15 protein-coding genes are annotated in these 20,951 nt (G+C 60.4%); 5 read left to right on the top strand and 10 right to left on the bottom strand.

What is annotated here, in order from left to right:
- Nucleotides 1-25: 25 nt before the first annotated feature.
- The 3 genes from AC13QE_RS12205 to AC13QE_RS12195 all read right to left on the bottom strand — a co-directional run bounded on the left by AC13QE_RS12205 (nt 26) and on the right by AC13QE_RS12195 (nt 3,261).
- A complete protein-coding gene (locus AC13QE_RS12205) occupies nt 26-1,522 on the bottom strand; it encodes a lipopolysaccharide biosynthesis protein (protein ID WP_488483869.1) in 1,497 nt (498 codons plus the stop codon).
- Nucleotides 1,523-1,749: 227 nt separating this feature from the next.
- Nucleotides 1,750-2,379 (bottom strand): J domain-containing protein, encoded by a 630-nt coding sequence (locus AC13QE_RS12200; protein WP_488483868.1) that lies wholly within the window; start codon nt 2,377-2,379, stop codon nt 1,750-1,752.
- Nucleotides 2,380-2,565: 186 nt separating this feature from the next.
- Entirely contained in the window at nt 2,566-3,261 is a 696-nt protein-coding gene (locus tag AC13QE_RS12195; RefSeq protein ID WP_132719447.1) for an NUDIX hydrolase, read from the bottom strand.
- Nucleotides 3,262-3,383: 122 nt separating this feature from the next.
- Between AC13QE_RS12195 and AC13QE_RS12190 the strand changes: the two genes are divergently transcribed.
- Nucleotides 3,384-4,403 carry an SPFH domain-containing protein gene (locus tag AC13QE_RS12190; RefSeq protein ID WP_132719449.1) on the top strand — a complete coding sequence of 340 codons (1,020 nt, stop codon included), beginning with the start codon at nt 3,384-3,386 and terminating at the stop codon, nt 4,401-4,403.
- 3 nt (nt 4,404-4,406) lie between these two features.
- Nucleotides 4,407-5,360, top strand: coding sequence for a diacylglycerol kinase catalytic domain-containing protein (locus tag AC13QE_RS12185; protein ID WP_132719451.1), 954 nt, complete (start codon nt 4,407-4,409; stop codon nt 5,358-5,360).
- Between the two features lie 58 nt (nt 5,361-5,418).
- Here the strand turns inward: AC13QE_RS12185 and AC13QE_RS12180 are convergent, their stop codons facing one another.
- The 5 genes from AC13QE_RS12180 to AC13QE_RS12160 form a co-directional block, all read right to left on the bottom strand.
- Nucleotides 5,419-6,921: a DegQ family serine endoprotease gene (locus AC13QE_RS12180; RefSeq protein ID WP_488483867.1), complete on the bottom strand. Its 1,503-nt coding sequence runs from the start codon at nt 6,919-6,921 to the stop codon at nt 5,419-5,421.
- A gap of 262 nt (nt 6,922-7,183) precedes the next feature.
- On the bottom strand, nt 7,184-7,840 hold the full coding sequence (locus tag AC13QE_RS12175) for a DUF2161 domain-containing phosphodiesterase (RefSeq protein ID WP_488483866.1): 657 nt from the start codon (nt 7,838-7,840) through the stop codon (nt 7,184-7,186).
- A gap of 156 nt (nt 7,841-7,996) precedes the next feature.
- Nucleotides 7,997-11,257, bottom strand: coding sequence for a GH36-type glycosyl hydrolase domain-containing protein (locus AC13QE_RS12170; RefSeq protein ID WP_488483865.1), 3,261 nt, complete (start codon nt 11,255-11,257; stop codon nt 7,997-7,999).
- 175 nt (nt 11,258-11,432) lie between these two features.
- Nucleotides 11,433-13,901 carry a glycoside hydrolase family 2 protein gene (locus AC13QE_RS12165; RefSeq protein WP_488483864.1) on the bottom strand — a complete coding sequence of 823 codons (2,469 nt, stop codon included), beginning with the start codon at nt 13,899-13,901 and terminating at the stop codon, nt 11,433-11,435.
- Nucleotides 13,902-13,929: 28 nt separating this feature from the next.
- Complete coding sequence (locus AC13QE_RS12160; RefSeq protein WP_488483863.1) at nt 13,930-14,631, bottom strand: FadR/GntR family transcriptional regulator; 702 nt, start codon at nt 14,629-14,631, stop codon at nt 13,930-13,932.
- 113 nt (nt 14,632-14,744) lie between these two features.
- Here AC13QE_RS12160 and uxuA point away from each other — a divergent pair, with 113 nt between their 5' ends.
- From uxuA to AC13QE_RS12145, 3 genes are all read left to right on the top strand, one after another.
- Nucleotides 14,745-15,923 (top strand): mannonate dehydratase, encoded by a 1,179-nt coding sequence (gene uxuA / locus AC13QE_RS12155; protein ID WP_488483862.1) that lies wholly within the window; start codon nt 14,745-14,747, stop codon nt 15,921-15,923.
- 186 nt (nt 15,924-16,109) lie between these two features.
- Entirely contained in the window at nt 16,110-18,200 is a 2,091-nt protein-coding gene (locus AC13QE_RS12150; RefSeq protein ID WP_488483861.1) for a putative bifunctional diguanylate cyclase/phosphodiesterase, read from the top strand.
- A gap of 139 nt (nt 18,201-18,339) precedes the next feature.
- The gene (locus tag AC13QE_RS12145) at nt 18,340-18,765 is read left to right on the top strand and encodes a VOC family protein (protein ID WP_095436986.1); all 426 of its coding nucleotides are present in this window, start codon (nt 18,340-18,342) and stop codon (nt 18,763-18,765) included.
- A 63-nt stretch (nt 18,766-18,828) separates the two neighbouring features.
- Here the strand turns inward: AC13QE_RS12145 and AC13QE_RS12140 are convergent, their stop codons facing one another.
- Both AC13QE_RS12140 and kynU read right to left on the bottom strand, forming a co-directional pair.
- On the bottom strand, nt 18,829-19,659 hold the full coding sequence (locus tag AC13QE_RS12140; RefSeq protein ID WP_488483860.1) for an alpha/beta hydrolase: 831 nt from the start codon (nt 19,657-19,659) through the stop codon (nt 18,829-18,831).
- 37 nt (nt 19,660-19,696) lie between these two features.
- Nucleotides 19,697-20,944 (bottom strand): kynureninase, encoded by a 1,248-nt coding sequence (gene kynU, locus AC13QE_RS12135; RefSeq protein WP_488483859.1) that lies wholly within the window; start codon nt 20,942-20,944, stop codon nt 19,697-19,699.
- Between the last annotated feature and the right edge of the window lie 7 nt (nt 20,945-20,951).

Raw genomic sequence — 20,951 nt, 5'->3', positions numbered from 1 at the left:
TTTCCGTCCTTGTTCGCGACGACTGCTACTGTGCCTTCGCACGACGGCCTTGCAGCGTCGTTCGCACGAGGAAGAGGACCCTTTCCCTGCAGAAGAGAAGGATGAGGGCCGAATAGGCGAGGCCACCGACCAGGACTTCGCAGATAAGGCGTTCTGCCAGCGGTTGGTTGATCAGGGCCGACGAAATTGCCAGCACAGCGACAAGCATGCCGAGATAAGCGGCAATGGGCCTCAGGAACTGACCGAAATATTCCGGTATGCTGAGGCCGATCAATCGCGACACCATCCACAGCGTCACCGGCCAGAGCATCACCACTCCGAGCATGAGACCGAAGACGACGGTTGTCACCCCATATTGGTGAAGAATGAGCACGGTGAGGATCGAGACGACATTGCGCACCAGCTGATAGTAGAACCACCAGTCGGATCTGCCCTGGCTGGTGATCAGGGAGGCCTGGATGATGCCGATACCGGCCATCAGGCCGATGACGCAGAAGAAACGAACCGGCCAGATGGCGGCGGCCCAGTGCGGTCCGAAGATCAGCGGAATGGCATCGTCGGCGACCGCTGCAAGCCCCATGAAGGCCGGGAAAGACACCAGCGAGCAGCCGAAGGTCGCCATGAGGAAGGCTTCGCGCACCTTATCCTTATCATGCTGCAACGAGGAGAGCAGCACGTGGCTGACCGAATTCAGCCCGCCCGCAACGACATTGTTGAGCATCTCGTAGAGCCGCCGGGCGAAATTATAGATACCGAGAGCAGCCGGGCTTACCAGCGTGCCGATGATCAGCTGGTCGAGATTCATGGTCTGGAGGAAGCGGTTGCCCGAGGCGAAGATGCCGTAATGCAGCAGTTCGCGCAGGCTCGAGAGCTTGATCCGGAAACCCGGCAGCCATCTTGCGCCCCAGAATGCGGCAACGCAGGCAGCAGCGGGAGCGGCGATCTGGGCAATTGCAAGCGCCCATAGCCCGAAACCGGCGAAGATCAGCGCAAGACAGATGGTCGCCGAAACGGTGGTGGCGATCGCCGTGCGGGCAGCTGCCAGATGGAAAGACATCGTGCGGCCGATCAGGGCGTTTGGCACGATGATCATCATGTCGAAGAAGATTTTCAGGCCGATGATCAGCAGCAGCTTGACGATATCGTCATGTCCGACCCAATGGGCGAGAAACGGGGAAAGCAGAAACAGCGCGGCATAGAGGATTGCCGCGGAGGCGAAGGATAGCCAGAAGACCGTATCGAGGTGGCTGCGCCGAATGGATTTCTGCTGGATCAACGCCTCACCGAAGGCCGTCGGGCCGAAACCGGAAGCGAAACTGACGATGGCGAAGGCGAGTGCGACGAGGCCGAAATCCTGGGGCAGAAGAAAACGCGAGGTAACGACGAAGACCAGGCTGTTGAGTGCCGTCGGGATCAACGTGTCCAGCGCCGACCAGAAGGCGCCTCTCAATGCGGCCCGCGATCGGTTCTCGCTCAGATGTTCAAAGACGATTTCATCCGCTTCGGAAGCCAGCAAACGCATACCTCGCCATTTTTAGACCTTCGGCGAATGCCGGAAACACGGCGCCCGCCATTGCCGCTTCGCCGTCGCTCGATGAAACAGGACGGCGTGCTGGATGCATGATCTAGGCCAGCCCCCCGATTTGTCCAGGGAAAATTGTTGCATTGCAACATTGCGTTGCTGAAAGTGATGTGGCGATCAAGGCAAACGCGAAATTTGCCTCTTCAGAGCAGTGAAAAAGTACGCGTCTACTGCGCGGCCGAGCGGATCCTTGGCTCGTCCGATTCGATTTCGGCAGCTGTTTCCGCTTCTTCCTGAGGCTCGTTCATCTCGTAAAGATAGCCTTCGAGCATGTCGCAGGCGCGTTCGCTGGCGCCGATCTTTGCTTCCGTTTCGCTGATGGCGGTGGCGATCGCCTTGATGCGGGCGCGCAGCATGTGGCCGACTACGTCTTTGCCCGGACGCTTGCCCAGCCGCTCGAGGTGAAGGCCGATGCGATTGGAGTGTCGCTCGAGCTCGCTCTTGCTGAAATTCGCCTTGCGAATTTCTTCCAGAAGGCTCGCGCGCATCTTGGCGACGGGATCGAAGGTGCCAGGTTCCCGTTCGTCCAGCACGACCTCTGTAATCAGCTTCTCGATCGCGACCAGCGCCTGCAGGTCGACGGCATCGGTCAGTTCGACATCATAGCCGGTATCGTCGAACACCTTGCGGCGTACGGGGTCGAGAAGAAGCTCGTAGGCCTTCTGCAGCCGCGCAAAAGCCTCGGTATCGCCGCCGGAATCCGGATGGGTTGCCTTCGCGCGCTTGCGATAGGCTGCCTTGATCTGCTCTTCGCCCGCATCGCGCGCAACGCCGAGAATATCGTATGGATCAGTCACTCCAACTCCTGCCGCCGCTCATTCCTGTTTTAAGGCCTGGCCGCTGATATCGCCCGCGCGGTTTAAACTTCCCGCCCGATCGTTTCAATCGGCTCCGGCGCTATTTGTACCATCACAAAGGCAGAGTTTGGACAAAAAGAGTCCTATGTCAAAGGCGAAGTCGAACGTCTGTGGAAATGCGCTGCCTCAAATCGTTCGGTCGAAGAAGACGGTCGAATGTGCCTGCTTGAGCCGGTAGAGCTGGGCAGGGCGATTGCTTCCGCGTCGCATTTCCCCGGCAATCGGCTCGATGAAATCGACTTCCGCGATGCGTTTGCGAAAGGCAGATTTATCGAGAAGGCGGCCGAGAAGCCGCTCGTAGACGGCCTGCAATTCGCTCAGAGTGAATGCTTCCTGCAAAAGATGTACCGGCAGGGTCGTATATTCGACCTTGTTGCGCAATCTGGTGATCGCCGCCTTCAGAATAGCCGCATGATCGAAGGCGAGGGGCTCCGCTGTCGTGTCGCCTGCGATCGGATGCCATGCGACGTCGGTGATATTGCCGCCATGTTGCAGGCTGACGGCATCCTGCGCGATCAATGCCATATAGGTCACGCTCAGGCTCCAGCCGCGAGGATCGCGCCTGCCATCACCGAAGACGCCCACCTGCTCGAAATAGGGCGCTGCGACGCCTGTCTTGTCACTGAGCACGCGTCTTGCCGCGGCCTCTAGGCTCTCATCTTTATCGACATGAATCCAACCGCCGGGTAAGGCCCAGCGACCGGTAAACGGCTCCGCGCCGCGTTGGGCGAGCAGGACCTCGAGCCCGTCCGGCGTCAAGGCAAAGATTGCGAGATCGACCGAAACGATCGGCCTTTTATGGGGGTCTTCAGAGCAGCTCATGATTTGAAACATAACGCGGCGATATCTTAGTGTAAAGTTTCAACTAACTTAGTTGACAAAATACAATAAGTTGTGTTTGTTCACGTCATCACAGTTTCAAGCGCCACTTTCAGGAGGCAGTCATGTTCGGATTTCGTTTCATCAAGGCCCAACCGACCCAGTATGTGATCCAGTATCGAGGCGGCCGGCCGCAGCGAGAGGGCGCAGGGCTTTCGTTCTGGTATTTCGCGCCGTCGACCTCGCTGGTCGTGGTACCGACGGCCAGCGTCAACGAGCCCTTCATCTTTCCGGAGGTGACCTCGGACTTCCAGGAGGTTACGGTTCAGGGGCAGATCACCTATCGTATTGCCGAGCCGAAACGGACGGCGGAACTGCTCGATTTCTCGCTCAATGCCAAAGGCGTTTACGGTTCGGAAGACCCGCAGAAGCTGTCGCAGCGGTTGATCGACCAGGTTCAGGTCGTCATGCGCGCCGAAGTGCAGGCTTTGTCGCTGAAGGAGGTGCTGGCGGCCGGCGAGCTGCTAGTCGGGCGTGTCGCGACGACGCTGCATGATCATCCCGTATTGCAGGCACTAGGTCTTGAGCTGCTCAGCCTGTCGATCCTGGCGGTGAAGCCGAAACCTGAAACTGCCAAGGCGCTGGAGGCCGGAGCGCGCGAAGCACTGCTGCGCAGTGCCGACGAGGCGATCTATGCCCGCCGCAACGCGAGCGTCGAGCAGGAACGGACGATCAAGGAGAACGAACTCGCGACCGAAATTGCTGTCGAAAACAAGAAGCGCCAGGTCCGTGAGGCACAGATGGAGGCCGAGCGCTCGGTGCAGGAGCGGCAGCTCCAGATCCGCCAAGAGGAAATGACAGGCAAGATCGCGCTTGAAGAGCAGAACAAGGCGCTTGTCGCTCTCGCCTCGGCCAATGCGCGCGAAGAAGCCGACGCGAAAGCCTATGGCCTCGCTGCCATGATGAAATCGTTCGGCGATGCCGATCCCAAGATGCTGCAGGCGCTCGCTTCGGTCGGCATGGATCCCGGTCAGTTGATGGCGCTAGCCTTCCGCGATCTTGCCGACAACGCCACCAAGATCGGCCAGTTGAACGTCACCCCCGATCTCCTGCGCGAGATGCTGCAACCTCAGGCAAGGGGATAAGTCATGCCTGTTGCAAACAACGCAAAGGCTGAAGACAGAAAGATTGTGCTGATCGTGCGCGACACCCGCCTTGACGAAATGGTCGCGCGCTTCAATACCGTCCAGCAGGCGCAGTTTTACGTCGAGCACTTAGGCGCGGATTTCGGCGATTATCTCGCGGAACACCAGCGTTATCAGGCGGCAGCGCGCGATGTCGAAGCAAGTCTGCGCTCTGTTGCCAGGGTGCAGACGCTCAACCGCCGCTATCTGGCAAACTTCATATTCGGCGCCGATGATCTCGTCGTCGTGCTTGGGCAGGACGGCTTGGTCGCCAATACGCTGAAATATCTCGACGGTCAGAATGTGCTCGGCGTCAATCCCGATCCGAAGCGATGGGACGGCGTGCTGTTGCCTTTCCAGACGGCCGATATGCGCAAGATCGTCCCCGAAGCCTTGGCGCAACGCCGGCCGCTCAAACGGGTGAGCATGGCAAAGGCTGCGCTCAATACGGGAGAGGTGCTCTACGCCGTGAACGACCTCTTCATCGGCCCGCGCAGCCACGTCTCGGCGCGCTACGATCTTCAGATCGGTGAACGGCATGAGCGGCAATCGTCGAGCGGCATCATCGTTTCCACAGGCATGGGCTCGACCGGCTGGCTGAAAAGCCTCTATGCCGGCTGGGCGGGTGTGGCCGAGAGCTGCGGCGTGGAGCTGCCGGCAGGCATTGCCGACGCGTCCTTTCCTTGGGATGCACAGTTCCTGCACTATTTCGTACGGGAGCCTTTTCCCAGCCGAACGACCGGTGTTTCGCTGGTGTCGGGGCAGGTCGATGCAGAGATACCGATGACCGTCGTCTCCGAGATGGCGGAGCATGGGGTGATCTTCAGCGATGGCATCGAGGCGGACTTTCTGCCTTTCAACGCGGGAACGCAGGCAAAGATCAGCATCGCCGAGCGCCAGGGTATGCTGGTGACGTAACGTCAATCGGCCCGTTCCGTTGCTGGAAGCGGGCCGATCATTCAATGCTCCGGATTTTTTAAGCGGCGGAGAACGGCACGGCGACGAAGGTCTTGTTACCGTCGCGCTCGATCAGGAGCAGGACGGACTTGCGGCCATCCTTGCCGGCTTTGGCAACGGCCGTCTGCACCTCATGGGCGTTGTGGACCGGCTGATCGTTGACCGAGACGATAATGTCGCCGGTTTGGATGCCAGCCGCGGCGGCGGGCTTCTCCGGATTGACGCTGGCAACGACGGCGCCCTCGACGCCATGCGGCAGGTTCAACTGCTCACGCACATCCGGCGTGAGGTTGGCAAGGCCGACACCGATGCTTGGCTGGTTGGATGGCTGGATCTTGCCGTCGCCAGCGTCGTTGGCGGCCTGCTTGCTGTCGTCATTGCCGCCGATGGTGACATTGACGTCCATGCTCTTGCCGTCGCGCCACAGGGTGATGGAACGCTTGTCGCCAGGAGAGAGATCGGCGACGAGCCGCGACAGATCCTTCGGCGTCTTCACGTTCTCGTTGCCGACGGCGGTGACGATGTCGCCGCTCTTGATGCCGGCGCGGGCGGCCGGGGTATCGTCATTGACGCTGGCAACGAGCGCACCCTGGGTCTGCGAGAGGCCCATGGCATTGGCGATATCCGAGGTCACCGGCTGGATAGCGACGCCGAGATAACCGTGATCGATCGAGCCGTTCTTCTCGAGTTTCGCGACGATCGCCTTGGCCTCGGCAGAGGGAATGGCAAAGCCGACACCGACGCTGCCGCCGTTCGGCGAGTAGATGGCGGTGTTGATGCCGACGACATTGCCTTCGCGGTCGACCAGCGGTCCGCCGGAATTGCCGTGGTTGATGGGGGCATCGATCTGGATGAAGTCGTCATAGGGTCCGCTGTGCAGGTCGCGGCCGCGAGCCGAGACGATACCGGCTGTAACGGTCGTGCCGATGCCGAAGGGATTGCCTATGGCGAGAATCTGGTCGCCAAGCTTCAGCTTGTCGGAGTCACCCCAGGCGATGGTGGTCAGCGGCTTCGGCGCGTTGATCTTCAGGACGGCGAGGTCGGACTTGGCATCGGCGCCCAGCAATTTGGCCGGCAGTTCGGTGCCATCATCAAGCGTCACCTTGATCTCGACGGCGTTTTGAATGACGTGGTTGTTGGTGACAATGACTCCATCCGGGCTGATGATGAAGCCGGAACCGAGCGCCATGGCGCGCTGGCTCTGCTGCTGACGCGGCATTTGCTTCGGGAAGGGGATACCCTGGTTTTCGAAGAATTGCCGGAACTGCTCGTCCATTGGCGAATTGCTGCTGTCGGCGCTGGTATCGGTCGCCTTCATGGTGGTGGTGACGGTGACGACGGCCGGCTTGTCGGCATCGACGATCGGAGCGAAGGAGCCGCCGGGTGCGATGATGCCGGCCGGTTCGGCGGCTGAGGCGACGGTTGCGGATGTGCTGAAGGCAAAAGGCAATGCGCCGGCGCCGACGATGATAGCGGCACCGACAATGGCGGCTGCGCGATGTTTGCGGAGAATAGAAGGCATGGCAAAAGTCCCTTGCGAGATCGTTGGCGGTTTGACAGCCCGTCCATATCGGAGACGAGCTGTAATTGGTTCCGCGTCAATTTTGCGAGCGACTTTGTTTCCCGTTTTTACTGCGGGAAGCAAAGTATAGATTTGAATTGGCGCTTGGTGTTAATATGATCCGCCAAGAAACTTTTACAAATTAAATATTGATCATGTTTTTATTGCAAAATTTTAAGATATTACATGAATTTAATGTTGGTCGACCGGAAATTTTCCATATTTAAAGCTGCGGTGCCGGCCAACGCTTGAGGGCTTCTGTTCCAAGCTCCGTCAGTGCGTAGATGCCGCGGTCGATGCGCTCGAACCAGCCATAGACATTATCTCTCAGAATTTGTGGCGCCTTCGGTGCCGCTTCGCGCATATCCTTCGGGCGTTGCACGCCGTTTTCGATAGCGGCAGCGCAGGCAAGGGCCTGTTGGCGATAGGCGGTCATGATCGGCTTGCGGGTGCTGCCACCAAGAGCGGGGTCGCCCTTGCGCCGACGATGTTCTTCAACAAGGCGCGACCTGCGCCGTGCATTCTTGCGGGGCATCGGCGCGACGGGACTGACGACGATATCGACTTGGTGGTTGTCCGAGACGGTGAGCATGCCGAAGCCGAGCCTTCGGCATAAATCGCGGAACCGACGATCGCCTTCCCGACCCTTGCCCTTTGCCGAGACGCGGGCTGCGATCCAGACCTCGTCGCTGGCAGCGGCGCGATCTACCGCCTGTAGGATGAGTTCGAGATTGAAGGTCATCTTCAGTTCGCAGATGACGACGACGGGCGGCTCGCCATCAGTCAGGCCGACAAGGTCGCAGCCGCCGATCTCGCCTTTTACCGCATAGCCGGCTGCTTCGAGAAATGACTTGATCGGGAGATAGAGCGCCGTTTCCAAATCCGCCTCCGGGCTTTGCACATCCGGGTGAGCTTAGTCGATTCGGTTAACCAGACGGTCCACGAAGGCAGGAAGGCACTCTCTGAGATGTTGGCGACTATCCCAGGCTGGCAAAAGGAGCTGGTGCTGCGGCCCCTTTTGCCATTCGCAATTGGCTCAAGCCCCGAAATCCAGCTTGACATCGCAAGCGCCGATCGAGGCCGGCAACAATGGCTTGCGGATACGCTCGCCGAATTGCCGCTTGAAGCCGAAGATGTTGCCGATGAGGCTCTTGGTATAGAGGCCGGGGCCGCTCGAATAGATGCGCCAGCCGCCATCGACGGCGATATCGCCGGCCTTGACGCGCGCCCATTCCGCAGAGGCTTGATAACGGTCGGCGAAAGCCGCGTCGCTGCTGCTGAAGTAGGTGTTGCGCTGGCGGAGCGACGCGTGTTCCACCCGGCCGCTGACCGCAATCGGGTTGGCGAGCGCGAGTGCCGCCCACACGGCTTCGGCATCGTCTTCGAGCGCTAGGGCTTCGCAGTAGCGCAGATGCGCATGCACATACATGAGCCCGATCTCGCGACCGAAGAAGGACGAGGATTCGGCACGCCGGAAGAGCTTTTCCGGACCACCGGAATAGGTCGCCGGCTTTTCCATCAGCCGCACACCGTCCGGGAACAGTAGGTTCTCGCGGATTAGCTTCATGTGCGCGTGGCGCTGCTCTGGAGTAAACAGCCCGCCGATCATCGGCTGCGTCATCGCGATCAGCGAATAATGCAGGCCGGTGCGGGTATCCTCCGGATGCAGCAGCAATTCGACGCCGTCATGGCTCGGATCGAAGACGCCGTAGCCAGCGACGATGCCGTCCCGCATCAGGAGCCTGTTGAAATCGGCGCGCATGGCAATGGCGGTCGCCTGCAGCGACTGCGCTTCCTCATTGCGGCTGGCGAGCGTCAGGATGTTCGCGTAGCGCACAAGCTGTTCATACAGAAGTGAAACAGTCCAGCTGCTGACCATCCAGTCGCGCAAATGCGGATCGGCCGGCTGCAGGCTGTCATTCCAGTCGCCTTCGCCGTAGCGGATGAGGTTTGTGCCGGGCACAAAGCGACTGCGCACCGTGTCCAGCAGCTTTTCGATGTGATCGGAGATCGTCGCGCGTTCCGATGTCAGCTGCATCGTGTCGTCGGCACGCCACGGCACCGTTTTGGCAAGGAAGGCGATGTCGCCGGTCGCCTCAATGTAATCGCAGAGCGCCTTCAGCGGCCAGACAACGATATCGCCATGCGCCTCGCCGGCGCGGATATTGGCGTAGGGCTCCAGCATGAACCATTGCGGCCAGTCGCCGCGATCGCGGTACTGCTCGGAAAAGAGCGTTAAAAGGATCTGCCGGACTTCTTCGTCATGCTCGTAGGCAAGCAGGAATTCGATCGGCCCCTGGCAGACATCGCGCGTGCCCCAGGCAGCTCCCGTATATTGTTCAAGCCCGTGCGGCACGCTGAGATGCACGATGGCGTCATGTGCGATCCAGGGCAGCATGACGGCCTGCGCCGCCACATCGCGGCCATCACCCTCGATGCGCGCCCCCCGCGTCACATGGCTCCAGAAGTGGCGCGCGGGCGCGAGCATTTCTTCGCTTTCAACACCCGCTGTATAGCGCGCGGCAAGGGCTTCGGCCGTATCCGGATCGGTCATCGAGCCCGTGACGGCAAAGCGCAGTGCTTTCGTCGGGTGCGATTTCAGAGCGATGAATGGGCCGTTGCGGGCGTTGCCGTCGCTGTAAAGCAGTTCATCGCCACCAACGGCTTCGAACGCATCCGGGGTCGAGGTGACGAGATGGTATCCGGCCTTCGGATACCGGTCCCATAGCCAGGATGGTTGCGGCTGGAAGGAGATGCGCTTGCCCGCCGCATCGACCGCGATGTTCGCCACAGCTTCATAATCACGTTCGCCAAGCACGATTTGACCGAATACGAGGAAGCGGCAGGCGGCGCCCTCTACTGAAACGCTCCATCGCATCGCCGGGTCGTCGCCGGAGGCGATTGCCGATACAGTGATGGTTCGACCGGAAAGCCGGTAGATCCAACGCGTGTCGCTCAAGCCCATTTCGAAGGCGGCAGGCACGCCAAGCAGGCGCCAGCCATCGCCGAGATCAACGAGGATGCGCAGGCCGCTCGACCGGGTCAGATTGTAGGGATCGCGCGAGACCGAAAACAGCTTGTGGAAAGACGTGTTGCCGATGGTTAGCTGCGCCGCGAAGATGCCCTGCATCCAGCAGGTGGCCGCCAGTGTCTGGTCATCGAGCAGCATGTTCTGGCCGCTGCGGACGATGGCGCCATGGCGGCGCGCTACCTGTCGCTCCTTTTCGCGCAGCACGATGTGCCTGTTATGCGGCCCGTCGGACACGAAGAAGGAAAGCAGCTTCTCGTCGGCGTGTTCTTCCAGCATACGCTGGGGGTAGAGCGTATTGATCGCGGCTTGATCCAGATCGTCGCTTTCGGCAAGCGGCGCGTCCTGCACGAGGCTGCGCACCGGTTGTCCAGCGGATAGCGTCTCCGCTGCCAGCTCACTTTGAAGCGCCGGCAGGCTATCGAGATTGGCAAGATCGGCGTCGCTGGAAGCGGCCGGATGATCGGCAACGAAGAGGCCGAAGAAGGTCGTCGCGGCGGCGGCACCTGCTGCAAGAGAAAGCGGCTTCGACTGTATTGTCGGGCAGGCGACTTCGTGCTGGCGGCGCGCGCTGGGCAGGCTGGTGCCGAAGTCCGGCACCATGACGCCATCATTGCCCTTGGACGGCACGAGGAGCTGGATTGCATCGGTCGCATAGGCCGCCGCACCCTCGAGGCAGCCCTGTGCCAGCCACGGATTTCGCCCGCCACCTTGCTTGAGGTTCTGCCTGACCATGATGACAGAGCCGAAGGCGCTATGATCGGCAATGTGGTGATCGATATATTGCGAGGCATAGGCTTCGCTGTTCATCAGGAAGCCGCGATCGCCGAGGCCGACATCCTGAACGAGAACGAGGTCGGCCGAAAGCGTCGCATTGGTGCTGTTTTCCAGCGAAACCTGCCAGAACCATACGGTCTTATTCGGGTGCAGCCGCAGGCTGACCGTATGCTTCACACCTGCCGTCTCGCCGCTCCAGGAAAAACCGTTTCTGCCATGGCCGAACTGCACGGTAGCCTTTGGCCCGACGATTTCCGCAGTCGCCGGCTCCGCACCGCCGACGCGCAGATAGAGCCGGCCGATGCCGCCATAGACGGGCGAACCGAGGACCTGATTGATCATGACGCCGCCCTGCTGGTCGGCAAAGTCGATCGAAAACAGCGTGCCATTCGGCAGGGCCGAAGCCGAAAGACCGGCGGTATTGCTGAGGGTGATGAGGCCAAGTTCTTCGCGGCGGGGCGTTTGAAAGCTGCGATTGGTGCCCGAGGACATAAGCGTGATCTCGCTGATTCATGGATCGGATGAGGGGCACTAGATCACAAGGCGGCGCCCGATCATAGAAGGCAATTCGCCATTCACCGGCGCAATCTTTTGTGACGGCTTACGGAAAATATAGGCCTCGATTCGGCGCAATGCGCCGGATCTTTTCGCGTAAGGAGGCGCGGTTTCAGTGATGTGGAAGCTCCGCAACCTGATTGGCCGTGCGAAGGATTGCCGAAAGATCGGCATCGTCGAAGGCCTCCTTTGAGATGCCTTTCATCTTGAACGTCCTGCTTTCGCCGGGCGCGAGATTGACCAGCATGTCGTCGACCTCGGCATTCGGATTGATGCGATCGACGAACAGGCAGACATCGCGCAGGAGCGACTGAGCGGTGATGGTTACGGTGATCCCGTCTGTCGTCTGGATGGTCTCGATATCAAAGCGAGGCTGGGGGTATTGCAGTTTCATATCCTTCTCGAAGAACCACCACGCTTCCGCATCGCCGAGGCGGGCGCGCAGATATTCGCGGCGCGGATCGCTTGGGGTCGCGACCTCGGCGGGAATCTCGAAATCGGCATTCTCGAAGCGATCGCACAGGATGCGCCAGATGTGGTGGCGGGCAAGCAGCTTGCCGTTGAAATCGAAGCGCTCGACTGTGAAGGGCACGCGCCAGAACAGCGTTGCGTCATTGACGGCGACCGCAGCCAAGCCATCGCCGCGCGGCTGGATGGTGAGGAGATGCGGCGCATAGCTATGCTTCAAGGCATACCAGAGCGGCTTCTTCCGGCCGGCGCCATCGACGGCTGCCCAGGAGGTGACCGGCCAGCAATCGTTGAGCTGCCAGACGATGGTGCCCATGCAGTTCGGCCGATGCGAGCGCATGTGGTCGATGCCGAAGCTGATCGCGCGCGCCTGGTTCAGTTGCGTGACGAAGAGCCAGTCGTCGAAATTTTGCGGGTGGGGAAACCAGCCTTCCAACCCCTGCAGAAGCTTGTCGTTGCCGCCGGTTGCCTTCTGGTGGTGCATGACCGCCGGAGAGGCCGGGGCGCGGTCCTTCTCGCGAACGGATTGGGTAAGAGTTGCGAAGGTCGGTGGTGCCTGCCAGCCGAATTCGGAGCAGAAGCGTGGGATATAGTTGCGGTAGGTCTCGTAGCCTACCTCGTTCCAGACGTCCCATATGTGCTTGCAGCCATGCTCGTCCGCGTTCGGCGCGATCTCCATGGAGCCGGAATAGGGGCTGCCCGGCCAATAGGGTCGGGTGGGATCGATCTCGGCTACCAGTTTCGGCAGGAGGTCGAGGTAGTAGCTGGCGCCCCATGGGCGATTGCCGAGCACATCCTGCCAGCCCCAGTCGAAATAGCCCCAGATATTCTCGTTGTTGCCGTTCCAGATCACCAGAGAGGCGTAGGGCATGAGCCTCGTGATCGCCTCGCGCGCTTCCGCCTCGATCTCGCTGTAGACGGGCTCTTCTTCGGGATAGGTGGCGCAGGCAAAGAGGAAATCCTGCCAGACCATGATGCCGGCGGCATCGCATTCCTCGTAGAACGTATCGGTCTCATAGATGCCGCCGCCCCAGACGCGCAGCATGTTCATATTGGCATCGCGGGCCTGGGCGATCCGCTCGCGATAGCGTTCGCGCGTCACGCGCGGCAGGAAGCAATCGTCGGGGATCCAGTTGGCGCCGCGGGCAAAGACCGGCACGTCGTTGACGACGAGCGTGAAGGCAGAGCCGATCTCGTCCGGTGTCGTATCCAGCCGCACGGAGCGGAAGCCGACGCGCCGCTTCCAGCCGTCGAGCGCCGCACCGTCCGAGCCGAGCAGCTGCAGGTCGAGATCATAAAGCGGCTGACCGCCCATGCCATGCGGCCACCAGACCTGCGGGTTATCGATCCGGCATTCGATCAGCGCGTGGGTCTCGCCTTGCGCGACACGCACTTCCGCGCGCTTGCCGCCGATGGAGAGGACAAGTGCAGCACTATCCGTGCCCTTTTCGGCCCATTCGACCTCGACATGCAGGCGCGCGACGCCCTGGCTGCCTTGCAGGGTAATTTCAGGGCGGATGCTGCCGAGACGGGCCTTCGACCAGCTCTCGATGAGGATGGGCTTCCAGATGCCCGATGTGACGACGGTCGGACCCCAGTCCCAGCCGAAATTGCAGGCCATCTTGCGGATGAGATTGCTTGGGCCAGGATAATTCTGGGGGATATCAGCGGCGCTGCCGAGCTGCTTGCGGACCTCCTCGCCATGTTCATAGGCGGATTGGAAATCGACGATCAGCTCGTTGCGGCCGCTTTTGAGGTGATCGCCGATGCCGAAGCGGTAGCTGCGATGCATGTTGCGGGTTTCGCCAAGCAAACTGCCGTTCAGTTCCAGGCGTGCCGCAGTGTCGAGGCCAAGGCAGGAAAGATCGATGCGTTCGGCGTCTTCGCCATCCCAGTCGAAGGCTAGACGATACCGCCAGGCGGAATGCCCAATCCAGTCCTGAGAAATCTCGTTGACGTCGAGATAGGGGTCGGTGATCAGCTGCGCCGCCATCAGGTCGAGATGCACATTGCCGGGGACTGCTGCCGGGATCGTATTGGGCAGGGCCGGTGCACTGGATGGCGCGCGAAGGCGCGAGATGGTCCAGCCGGTGTCGAGCGTCTGTCTTTTCATGTCATGTATCCGTGATGAAATGGATGTCTCAAACAGCCTTTGGCGCGATGAATTGCAGGCCCGCCTGCAGGTGGCGGTTCATGTGATAGGCGTAGGCGATTCGATCCCGTTGTTCCAACGCTTCGGTGATGGCGCGATGGTCATGATAGGCGCTGTCGACCGCTTCGCGTGAACGCTTGCCCGCCTCCATCAGCCGCTGCAACAATGGCTGCAGAATGCCATAGACTTGTGACAGGGTCTGATTGCCGGCGAAGCCGACAAGGGCGGCGTGAAACCTGAAATCAAGTTCCGCCGCCTCGGCCAATGTCGATGCGGCCTTCATCGCGTCGTTGATGGAGCGCAGCCTGTCGATGGCGGTTTCGTCGAGAGTTTCGAACAGAAGATCGCTGAGATTGACCTCGATGAGGCGACGAAACCCCTGGATATCGAGAAAGCTTTCTGCCGAGATGTCGATAGCGAAGGAGAAGAGGTCCATCAGCGCCTGCTGGCGGCGATCCGTAATCACCGCGCCGACCTTCTGGCGGCTTTCGACGATGCCATAGGCCTTCAGGATGCGGATCGCTTCGCGCACCGTATTGCGGCTGGCATTGAACATGGACGCGAGCTCGGCTTCCGAGGGCAGTGCGTCTCCGAGGCCAAGATTGCGCTCGCGCATCAGCCGTCGCAGCGCGTCGACCACCTGATCGACCGCCGAACCTCTATCTTCCATATTAGCGGTATCTGCCACCATCTCTCCTCCGCTATCGGACCATATTGTTGGTCAATAAGGGGTGTCAACCGTCGTATGACGGTAGACATTTTGCTTTTCAAGGATATTTTGACCCACAAATGGGGAGGTGTCATATGGAAAGCTGCTGGCGTTGGTTCGGCCCGAAGGATCTCGTTCCGCTCTTGCATGCGCGCCAGGCAGGCGCCACGGGCATCGTCACGGCGCTGCATGAAGTCTCGCATTCGCGCGTCTGGATGCCGACCGAGATCGAAGCGCGAAAGGCGCTGGTCGAGGCGGCGGGGCTGCGCTGGAGCGTGTGTGAATCGATCCCCGTTCCGAGCGCGATCAAGCTCGGCGGGGCAGGGGCGAAAACTGCGATCGGTGTCTGGAAGGACAGCCTCGTTAATCTCGCCCGCTCCGGCATCAGGACGATCTGCTACAATTTCATGCCAGTTGTCGACTGGACGCGCACGGATCTGCGCTTCGAAATGCCGACCACCGCGCTCGCATTGCGTTTCGACATGGTGGAGTTCGTTGCCTATGACGTCTTCGTCCTGGGCAGGCAGGGTGCCGAAGAAAATTATGCGCCGGACCTGCTACGGCGTGCCGAAGAGCGGCTGAGACGGCTTTCGCCGGAGGCCGTGCAACGGCTGGAGAACAACATCATCGCCGGTCTTCCCGGCGGTGAGGACAGCTATGGCCGCGACGCCATCCGCTCAGCCATCGCCCTCTTCAACGGCATGACGGCTGAGGATCTCCAGGCCAATCTTGCAGCCTTTCTGCAAGAGGTCGTGCCGGTTGCAGCCGAATTCGGCGCCAGGCTTGCGATCCACCCCGACGATCCGCCGATTTCGCTCTTCGGCCTGCCGCGCGTCGTTTCGACGGCGGCAGATCTGCGCCGCATCCTGGACATTGTCGATGATCCGGCCAACGGTTTGACGCTCTGTGTCGGCTCTCTCGGCTCCCGTGCCGACAATGATGTGCTGGCGATCGCCGGCGAATTCGCCTCCCGCATCAATTTCGCGCATCTGCGCGACGTTGCGCTCGAAGCTGATGGTTCATTCGTGGAGGCCTCCCATTTGGAAGGGCGCAGCGACATGTATGCCATTCTGCGCACATTGCTCACGGAGGAGGCGCGGCGCCGCAAAGAAGGCCGGGAAGATCATGTGATCCCGATGCGGCCGGACCACGGACATCTGATCGGCGATGATATCGATAAGCCGACCAATCCCGGCTATTCCCTCATCGGCCGCCTGAAAGGTCTTGGCGAGCTGCACGGCGTCATCCATGCGATCGGCAAGGCGGGGCTTTGAACCTCACGGCATTTGCGGTCCCATATCGATGAAACGGAGCGAAGGGAATAAAGCCTGTCGTTGCATATTCGATAGGCTTTTGCCTAAAGTTTAATCTCGTTACTATTTTGATTTTATTTAGTTTTTTCGTCTATCAATGTCCAATTCGCTAATCTTCAAACTCGAATTGGCAAGGTCGACCTTCCTATGAATTCCGTTTGGCCCGACGCCCCGAACGATGATTTTCGGTCGCTTTTCAAGACACATCCGTCGCCGATGTGGGTCTATGATCCGCAGACGTTGAAGTTTCTGATCGTCAACGATGCGGCCCGCGACCTCTATGGCTATGGCGATGCGGATTTCGCGGTCATGACCGTGCTCGATATCAGGCCATCTGTTGAGCGCGAGCGGATGCTGGATGCCGTGCACGACCGCACCGACATCGAGACGGCGCAGCGCTGGACGCATCAGAAGGCGGATGGCGAGACATTCGAGGTTCTGACCTATGGGCGGGAAATCCGCTTCGACGGCAAGATAGCAATCCTGGCGGTTGTGCAGGACCGTACCGAAGTCAATGCGGCACGGCGGCAGGTCGATGCCACCCAGTCGCTGCTCGACAGCATCGTCGACAATCTCCCGGTCGGCGTCTTCGTCAAGGATATGGAGCGGGATGGCCGTTATATCCTCTTCAATGAGGCGTGCGGCGCTATCGCTGGGCACGCAGCACAGGATGTGATCGGCAAGTCGGATCGGGCGATATTCTCCGATGAACAGACGGCGCTTTTCCGGGAGCAGGACAAGCTTGCCTTCGAAACCGCCGAAACCGTCTACTTCGAGGAAACCATTCACACGGTGGATGGCGTGTTACGTATCCTGAAGACAGCGAAGCGGGGGCTTCCCGCTCCGTCAGGGCAAGCGCCGCGCTATGTTCTCGGCATTTCCCAGGATGTGACCGAGGAGCGCAGCGTCGAGGCAAGGCTTGCGCATCTTGCCATGCATGATTCCCTGACCGGCCTTCCGAACAGAGCTTTCTTTTCCGAGAACATCGTGCGGCAGGTGGCCGCTGCGAGGCCGGAAAAGCCAATCGCACTGCTCTACATCGATGTCGATCATTTCAAGCATATCAACGACAGCAAGGGCCATGCTGCGGGCGATATGCTCCTGCGACAGGTTGCCGAGCGGCTCCAGCAGCTTGCCGAGAGGAGCGATCTGGTCGCGCGCCTGGGCGGCGACGAGTTCGCGCTGGTTTTAAGGATGACAGATGCCGGGCGAGCCCGGCGCTTCGCTGACCTGTTGTTGCAATCGCTCTCGGCACCCTTCGATCTCGACGGCGTGCGGGAACATGTGACCTGCAGCATCGGCATTGCCATGGCGCCGGAGCACGGCAACGATGCTGATGTGCTGATGCGAGACGCGGATCTGGCGCTCTATGCCGCCAAAGCGAGTGGCCGCTCAACCTATCGATTCTATCAGACGGAGATGCGGCTTGAAGCTGAACGCCGCCACCAGCTCACGCTGGAGCTTCGGGAGGCATTGCAGAACGACGAATTCGAACTCCATTACCAGCCGATCATCCGTCTGGACGGAGACGCTCTTTCCGGCTTCGAAGCTCTGATCCGATGGCGCCATCCCAAGCGTGGACTTATCGCGCCGGCGGAATTCATCCCCGTCGCCGAGGAAACGGGTATGATCGTGCCGATCGGCGACTGGGTGCTGCGGGAAGCCTGCCGGGCTGCAATGGAGTGGCCGGAACATCTGAAAGTGGCCATCAACCTGTCCGTCTATCAGTTCCGGCATGCGAGCCTGCTGGCCACGGTCGTTTCTGCGCTGAGCGAGACAGGTCTTTGCCCCGGACGCTTGGAGATCGAGGTCACGGAATCCATCCTGCTCTCGGAGGTCGAGCAAAGCCTGTCGCTGCTGCGTGCCCTCAAAGAGCTTGGCATTCGCATCGCGATAGACGATTTCGGTACGGGCTATTCCTCGCTCAGCTATCTGCGCTCCTTCTCTTTCGACAAGATCAAGCTCGACCGCAGTTTCGTCGCCGGCATGGATGCCGATCCCGGCAATCTCGCCATCGTGAGGGCCGTAGTTGGCATAGCCTCCGGCTTCAATGCGGTGACATTGGCCGAAGGCATCGAGACGGAGGCGCAATTGGCGAAATTGCGGGCTGAAGGTTATCATGAAGTGCAGGGTTTCCTGCTTGGGCGGCCAATGTCGCGCGAGGATGCCCTGGCGCGAATTCTCCATGAGGCCTATCCCGCTCGGACCTTACGTGCCCGAAAACCAGCGCATGTATGACCGCCGAAACGCTTAGGCGTCCGTCGCAAATAATAGCCAAAAAAATTGATACCTTGTTGTCGGGAAGGGTAGTTGACCAACGTCCTTGGGTCAGCCCCGACAAGGGCGTGACACCAAGAACCGTTCCAAGGAGACCAACATGACCGATGCAACAGAACAATCCCAGCAGCCGCGCGTGCCGGTTCGCGGCGGCGTCGTAGCCTATCTGACGGTAGATGGCGCTGTGAAGGCAGCCGAATTCTATAAGCGTGCCTTCGGTGCCGAACAGGCCTTCATGTATCCGGTCGACGAAAAGGGCCGGACCATGCACATCCATCTCTACATCAACGGCAGCTCGGTCATGCTCGGCGATGCTTTTCCGGAATATGGCCATGCGCTGGAAAAGCCGCAGTCCTTCACGATGCAGCTTGTCGTCGATGACCTCGATTTCTGGTGGAAGCGTGCCGTCGATGCCGGAGCCGAGGTCGTCGTCGAGCCGCAGGTGATGTTCTGGGGCGATCGCTGGGGTCAGCTCCGCGACCCCTTCGGCGTCGCCTGGGCGATGAATGCGCCGGTCAACGGCTGACGATATGATGCCCTCGGTGTTTGTGGCGCCGAGGGCAATTCTTTTGATCCCGCTGTGAAGACGTTATTGTGCCAGTAGGGTCTGCGTCAGAGGATGCTCAGCGTCCGTTAAACCGTCCAGAACCGAATAGTGATGCTTGTCCGGCTCGACCACGACCTCGGTCGCCGCGCCAAGCCCCGTCCAAATATTGGCGAGCAGCGCGTTTTGGCGGATGAATTCGGCGCGCTCGGCACCGCCAACCCAACAGGTGAGGCGGATGGCCTCGACCGGCTCGAGAAGAGCCGGGCTTTCGGTTCTTGCTTCGGCGTCATCAATGCGAAGCTGCGCGTTCATGCTGCGCTTCATGATCGGGCGCAGGTCGTGAAGACCGGAAATGGCAAGCACATGCCGGATGCGCTTGAGGATCGCCTCGGCAAGCGGTGATGTCGTCGTCATCATGCGGGCTACGAGCTGACCGCCGGCCGAATGACCCGTCAGAACAATGGGACCGCCGACGAGTTCGGCCGCTGCCGTGATTGCGGCGGCAATCTCCTTGCCGATCCCGCCGATGCGATTTTCCGGGCAGAGCGTGTAGGACGGGATCGCGACGGCATAGCCGGTCGCAATCGAGCCGGCGGCCAGGTGCGACCAGTAGCTTTTGTCTAGTTGCAGCCAGTAGCCGCCATGGACGAAGACCACCAATCCCTGCGGCTGGCCTTCGGGCAGAAGGAGATCGAAGCGGTTGCGCTCTTCGGGACCATAGGCCAGATCGAGTTTTGCGCGTCCCGCTGCCGTCAGGCTGTCACGGAAAGCTTTCGCCGGCTCGACCCAGGCGGCCGGCCATTGATCACCGTCGACGATATAGGCGCCGTTGGTATAGGCTGCGTCCCAATCGGTGACCCTGAAGTAACTCATGTTCAGCTTCCTCTCTCCAGCTGCCGACGCGTGTAGATCAGGTCACGGCCGCCCGCACCGCAAAGCGCGCGTCCTTCCATGATCCGTTGCTCAGGATTTCCTCAAGCACTGTCACGGCGCGCCAGACGTCGCGATAACCGACATAGAGCGGCGTGAAGCCGAAGCGCAATGTCGACGGTGCGCGGAAGTCGCCGATAACGCCGCGCTCGATCAGGGCCTGCATGACCTCGTAGGCATTGCTGTGGATGAAGGAGACCTGGCTGCCGCGCTTCTCGCTGTCACGCGTCGTCTCGAGCTCCACACCATATCGGCCGCATTTGGCTTCGACCAAACGGATGAAGAGATCGGTCAGTGCTACGCTTTTCCGGCGCAAGGCTTCCATATCCACCTCGTCCCAGATGGAGAGCGCCCCTTTCAGAGCCCGAAGCGACAGGATCGGTTGCGTGCCGCAGAGGAAACGCTTGATACCGGCATCGCCATCGAAGCTCCGTTCGAAGGCAAAGGGGCGGGCGTGGCTCCACCAGCCGCTGAGAGGCTGAACGATCGATGCGTGATGACGCTTTGCGGCATAGATGAAGGCCGGAGCGCCTGGACCGCCGTTCAGATATTTGTAGGTGCAGCCGACTGCAAAATCGGCACCGGCACCATCGAGATCGACGGGCAGAGCGCCGGCGCTATGGCACAGATCCCAGATGACGAGTGCGCCTGCCGCCTGAATGCGCTTTGTCAGCGCCGCCATGTCGCGCAGCTCGCCGCTCTTGTAGTTGACATGATTGACGAGGACGACGGCGACGTTCTCATCGATCAAATCCTCGATGGTGTCGGCATCGCGGCCTTCAAGACGTAGCGTGACACCGGGTCGCGTCGAGACGACGCCTTCCGCCATGTACAGATCGGTCGGGAAACTGTCGCCCTCCGCCACGATCACGTTGCGATCCGGTCGCATCGCGAGCGCCGCATGAAGTGTTTTGTAGATGTTGATCGAGGTGGAGTCGGTCACGATAGTCTGGCCTTCGGCAGCACCGATCAGCCGGCCGATGCTATCGCCGAGTTCCAGCGGCAGATGAAACCATCCGGCGCTGTTCCAGCTGCGGATCAGGCCGTTGCCCCATTCCTCCATGGCGGCTTGACGCACTTCGGCAAAGACTTCGTGCGAGGCAGCGCCGAGCGAATTGCCGTCGAGATAGATGACGCCGGCGGGCAGGGCAAAGCGGCTGCGAAAGACGCGCAGTGGGTCGGCCTCGTCCATGGCCTCGACGGCCGCGAGATCGGGAAGGCTATCCATAATGTCG

The organism is Martinezella sp. CNPSo 3957, from assembly GCF_057784395.1.
The sequence above is the reverse complement of the archived record's forward strand: the minus strand, read 5'-3'. Positions and strand labels throughout refer to the sequence as shown.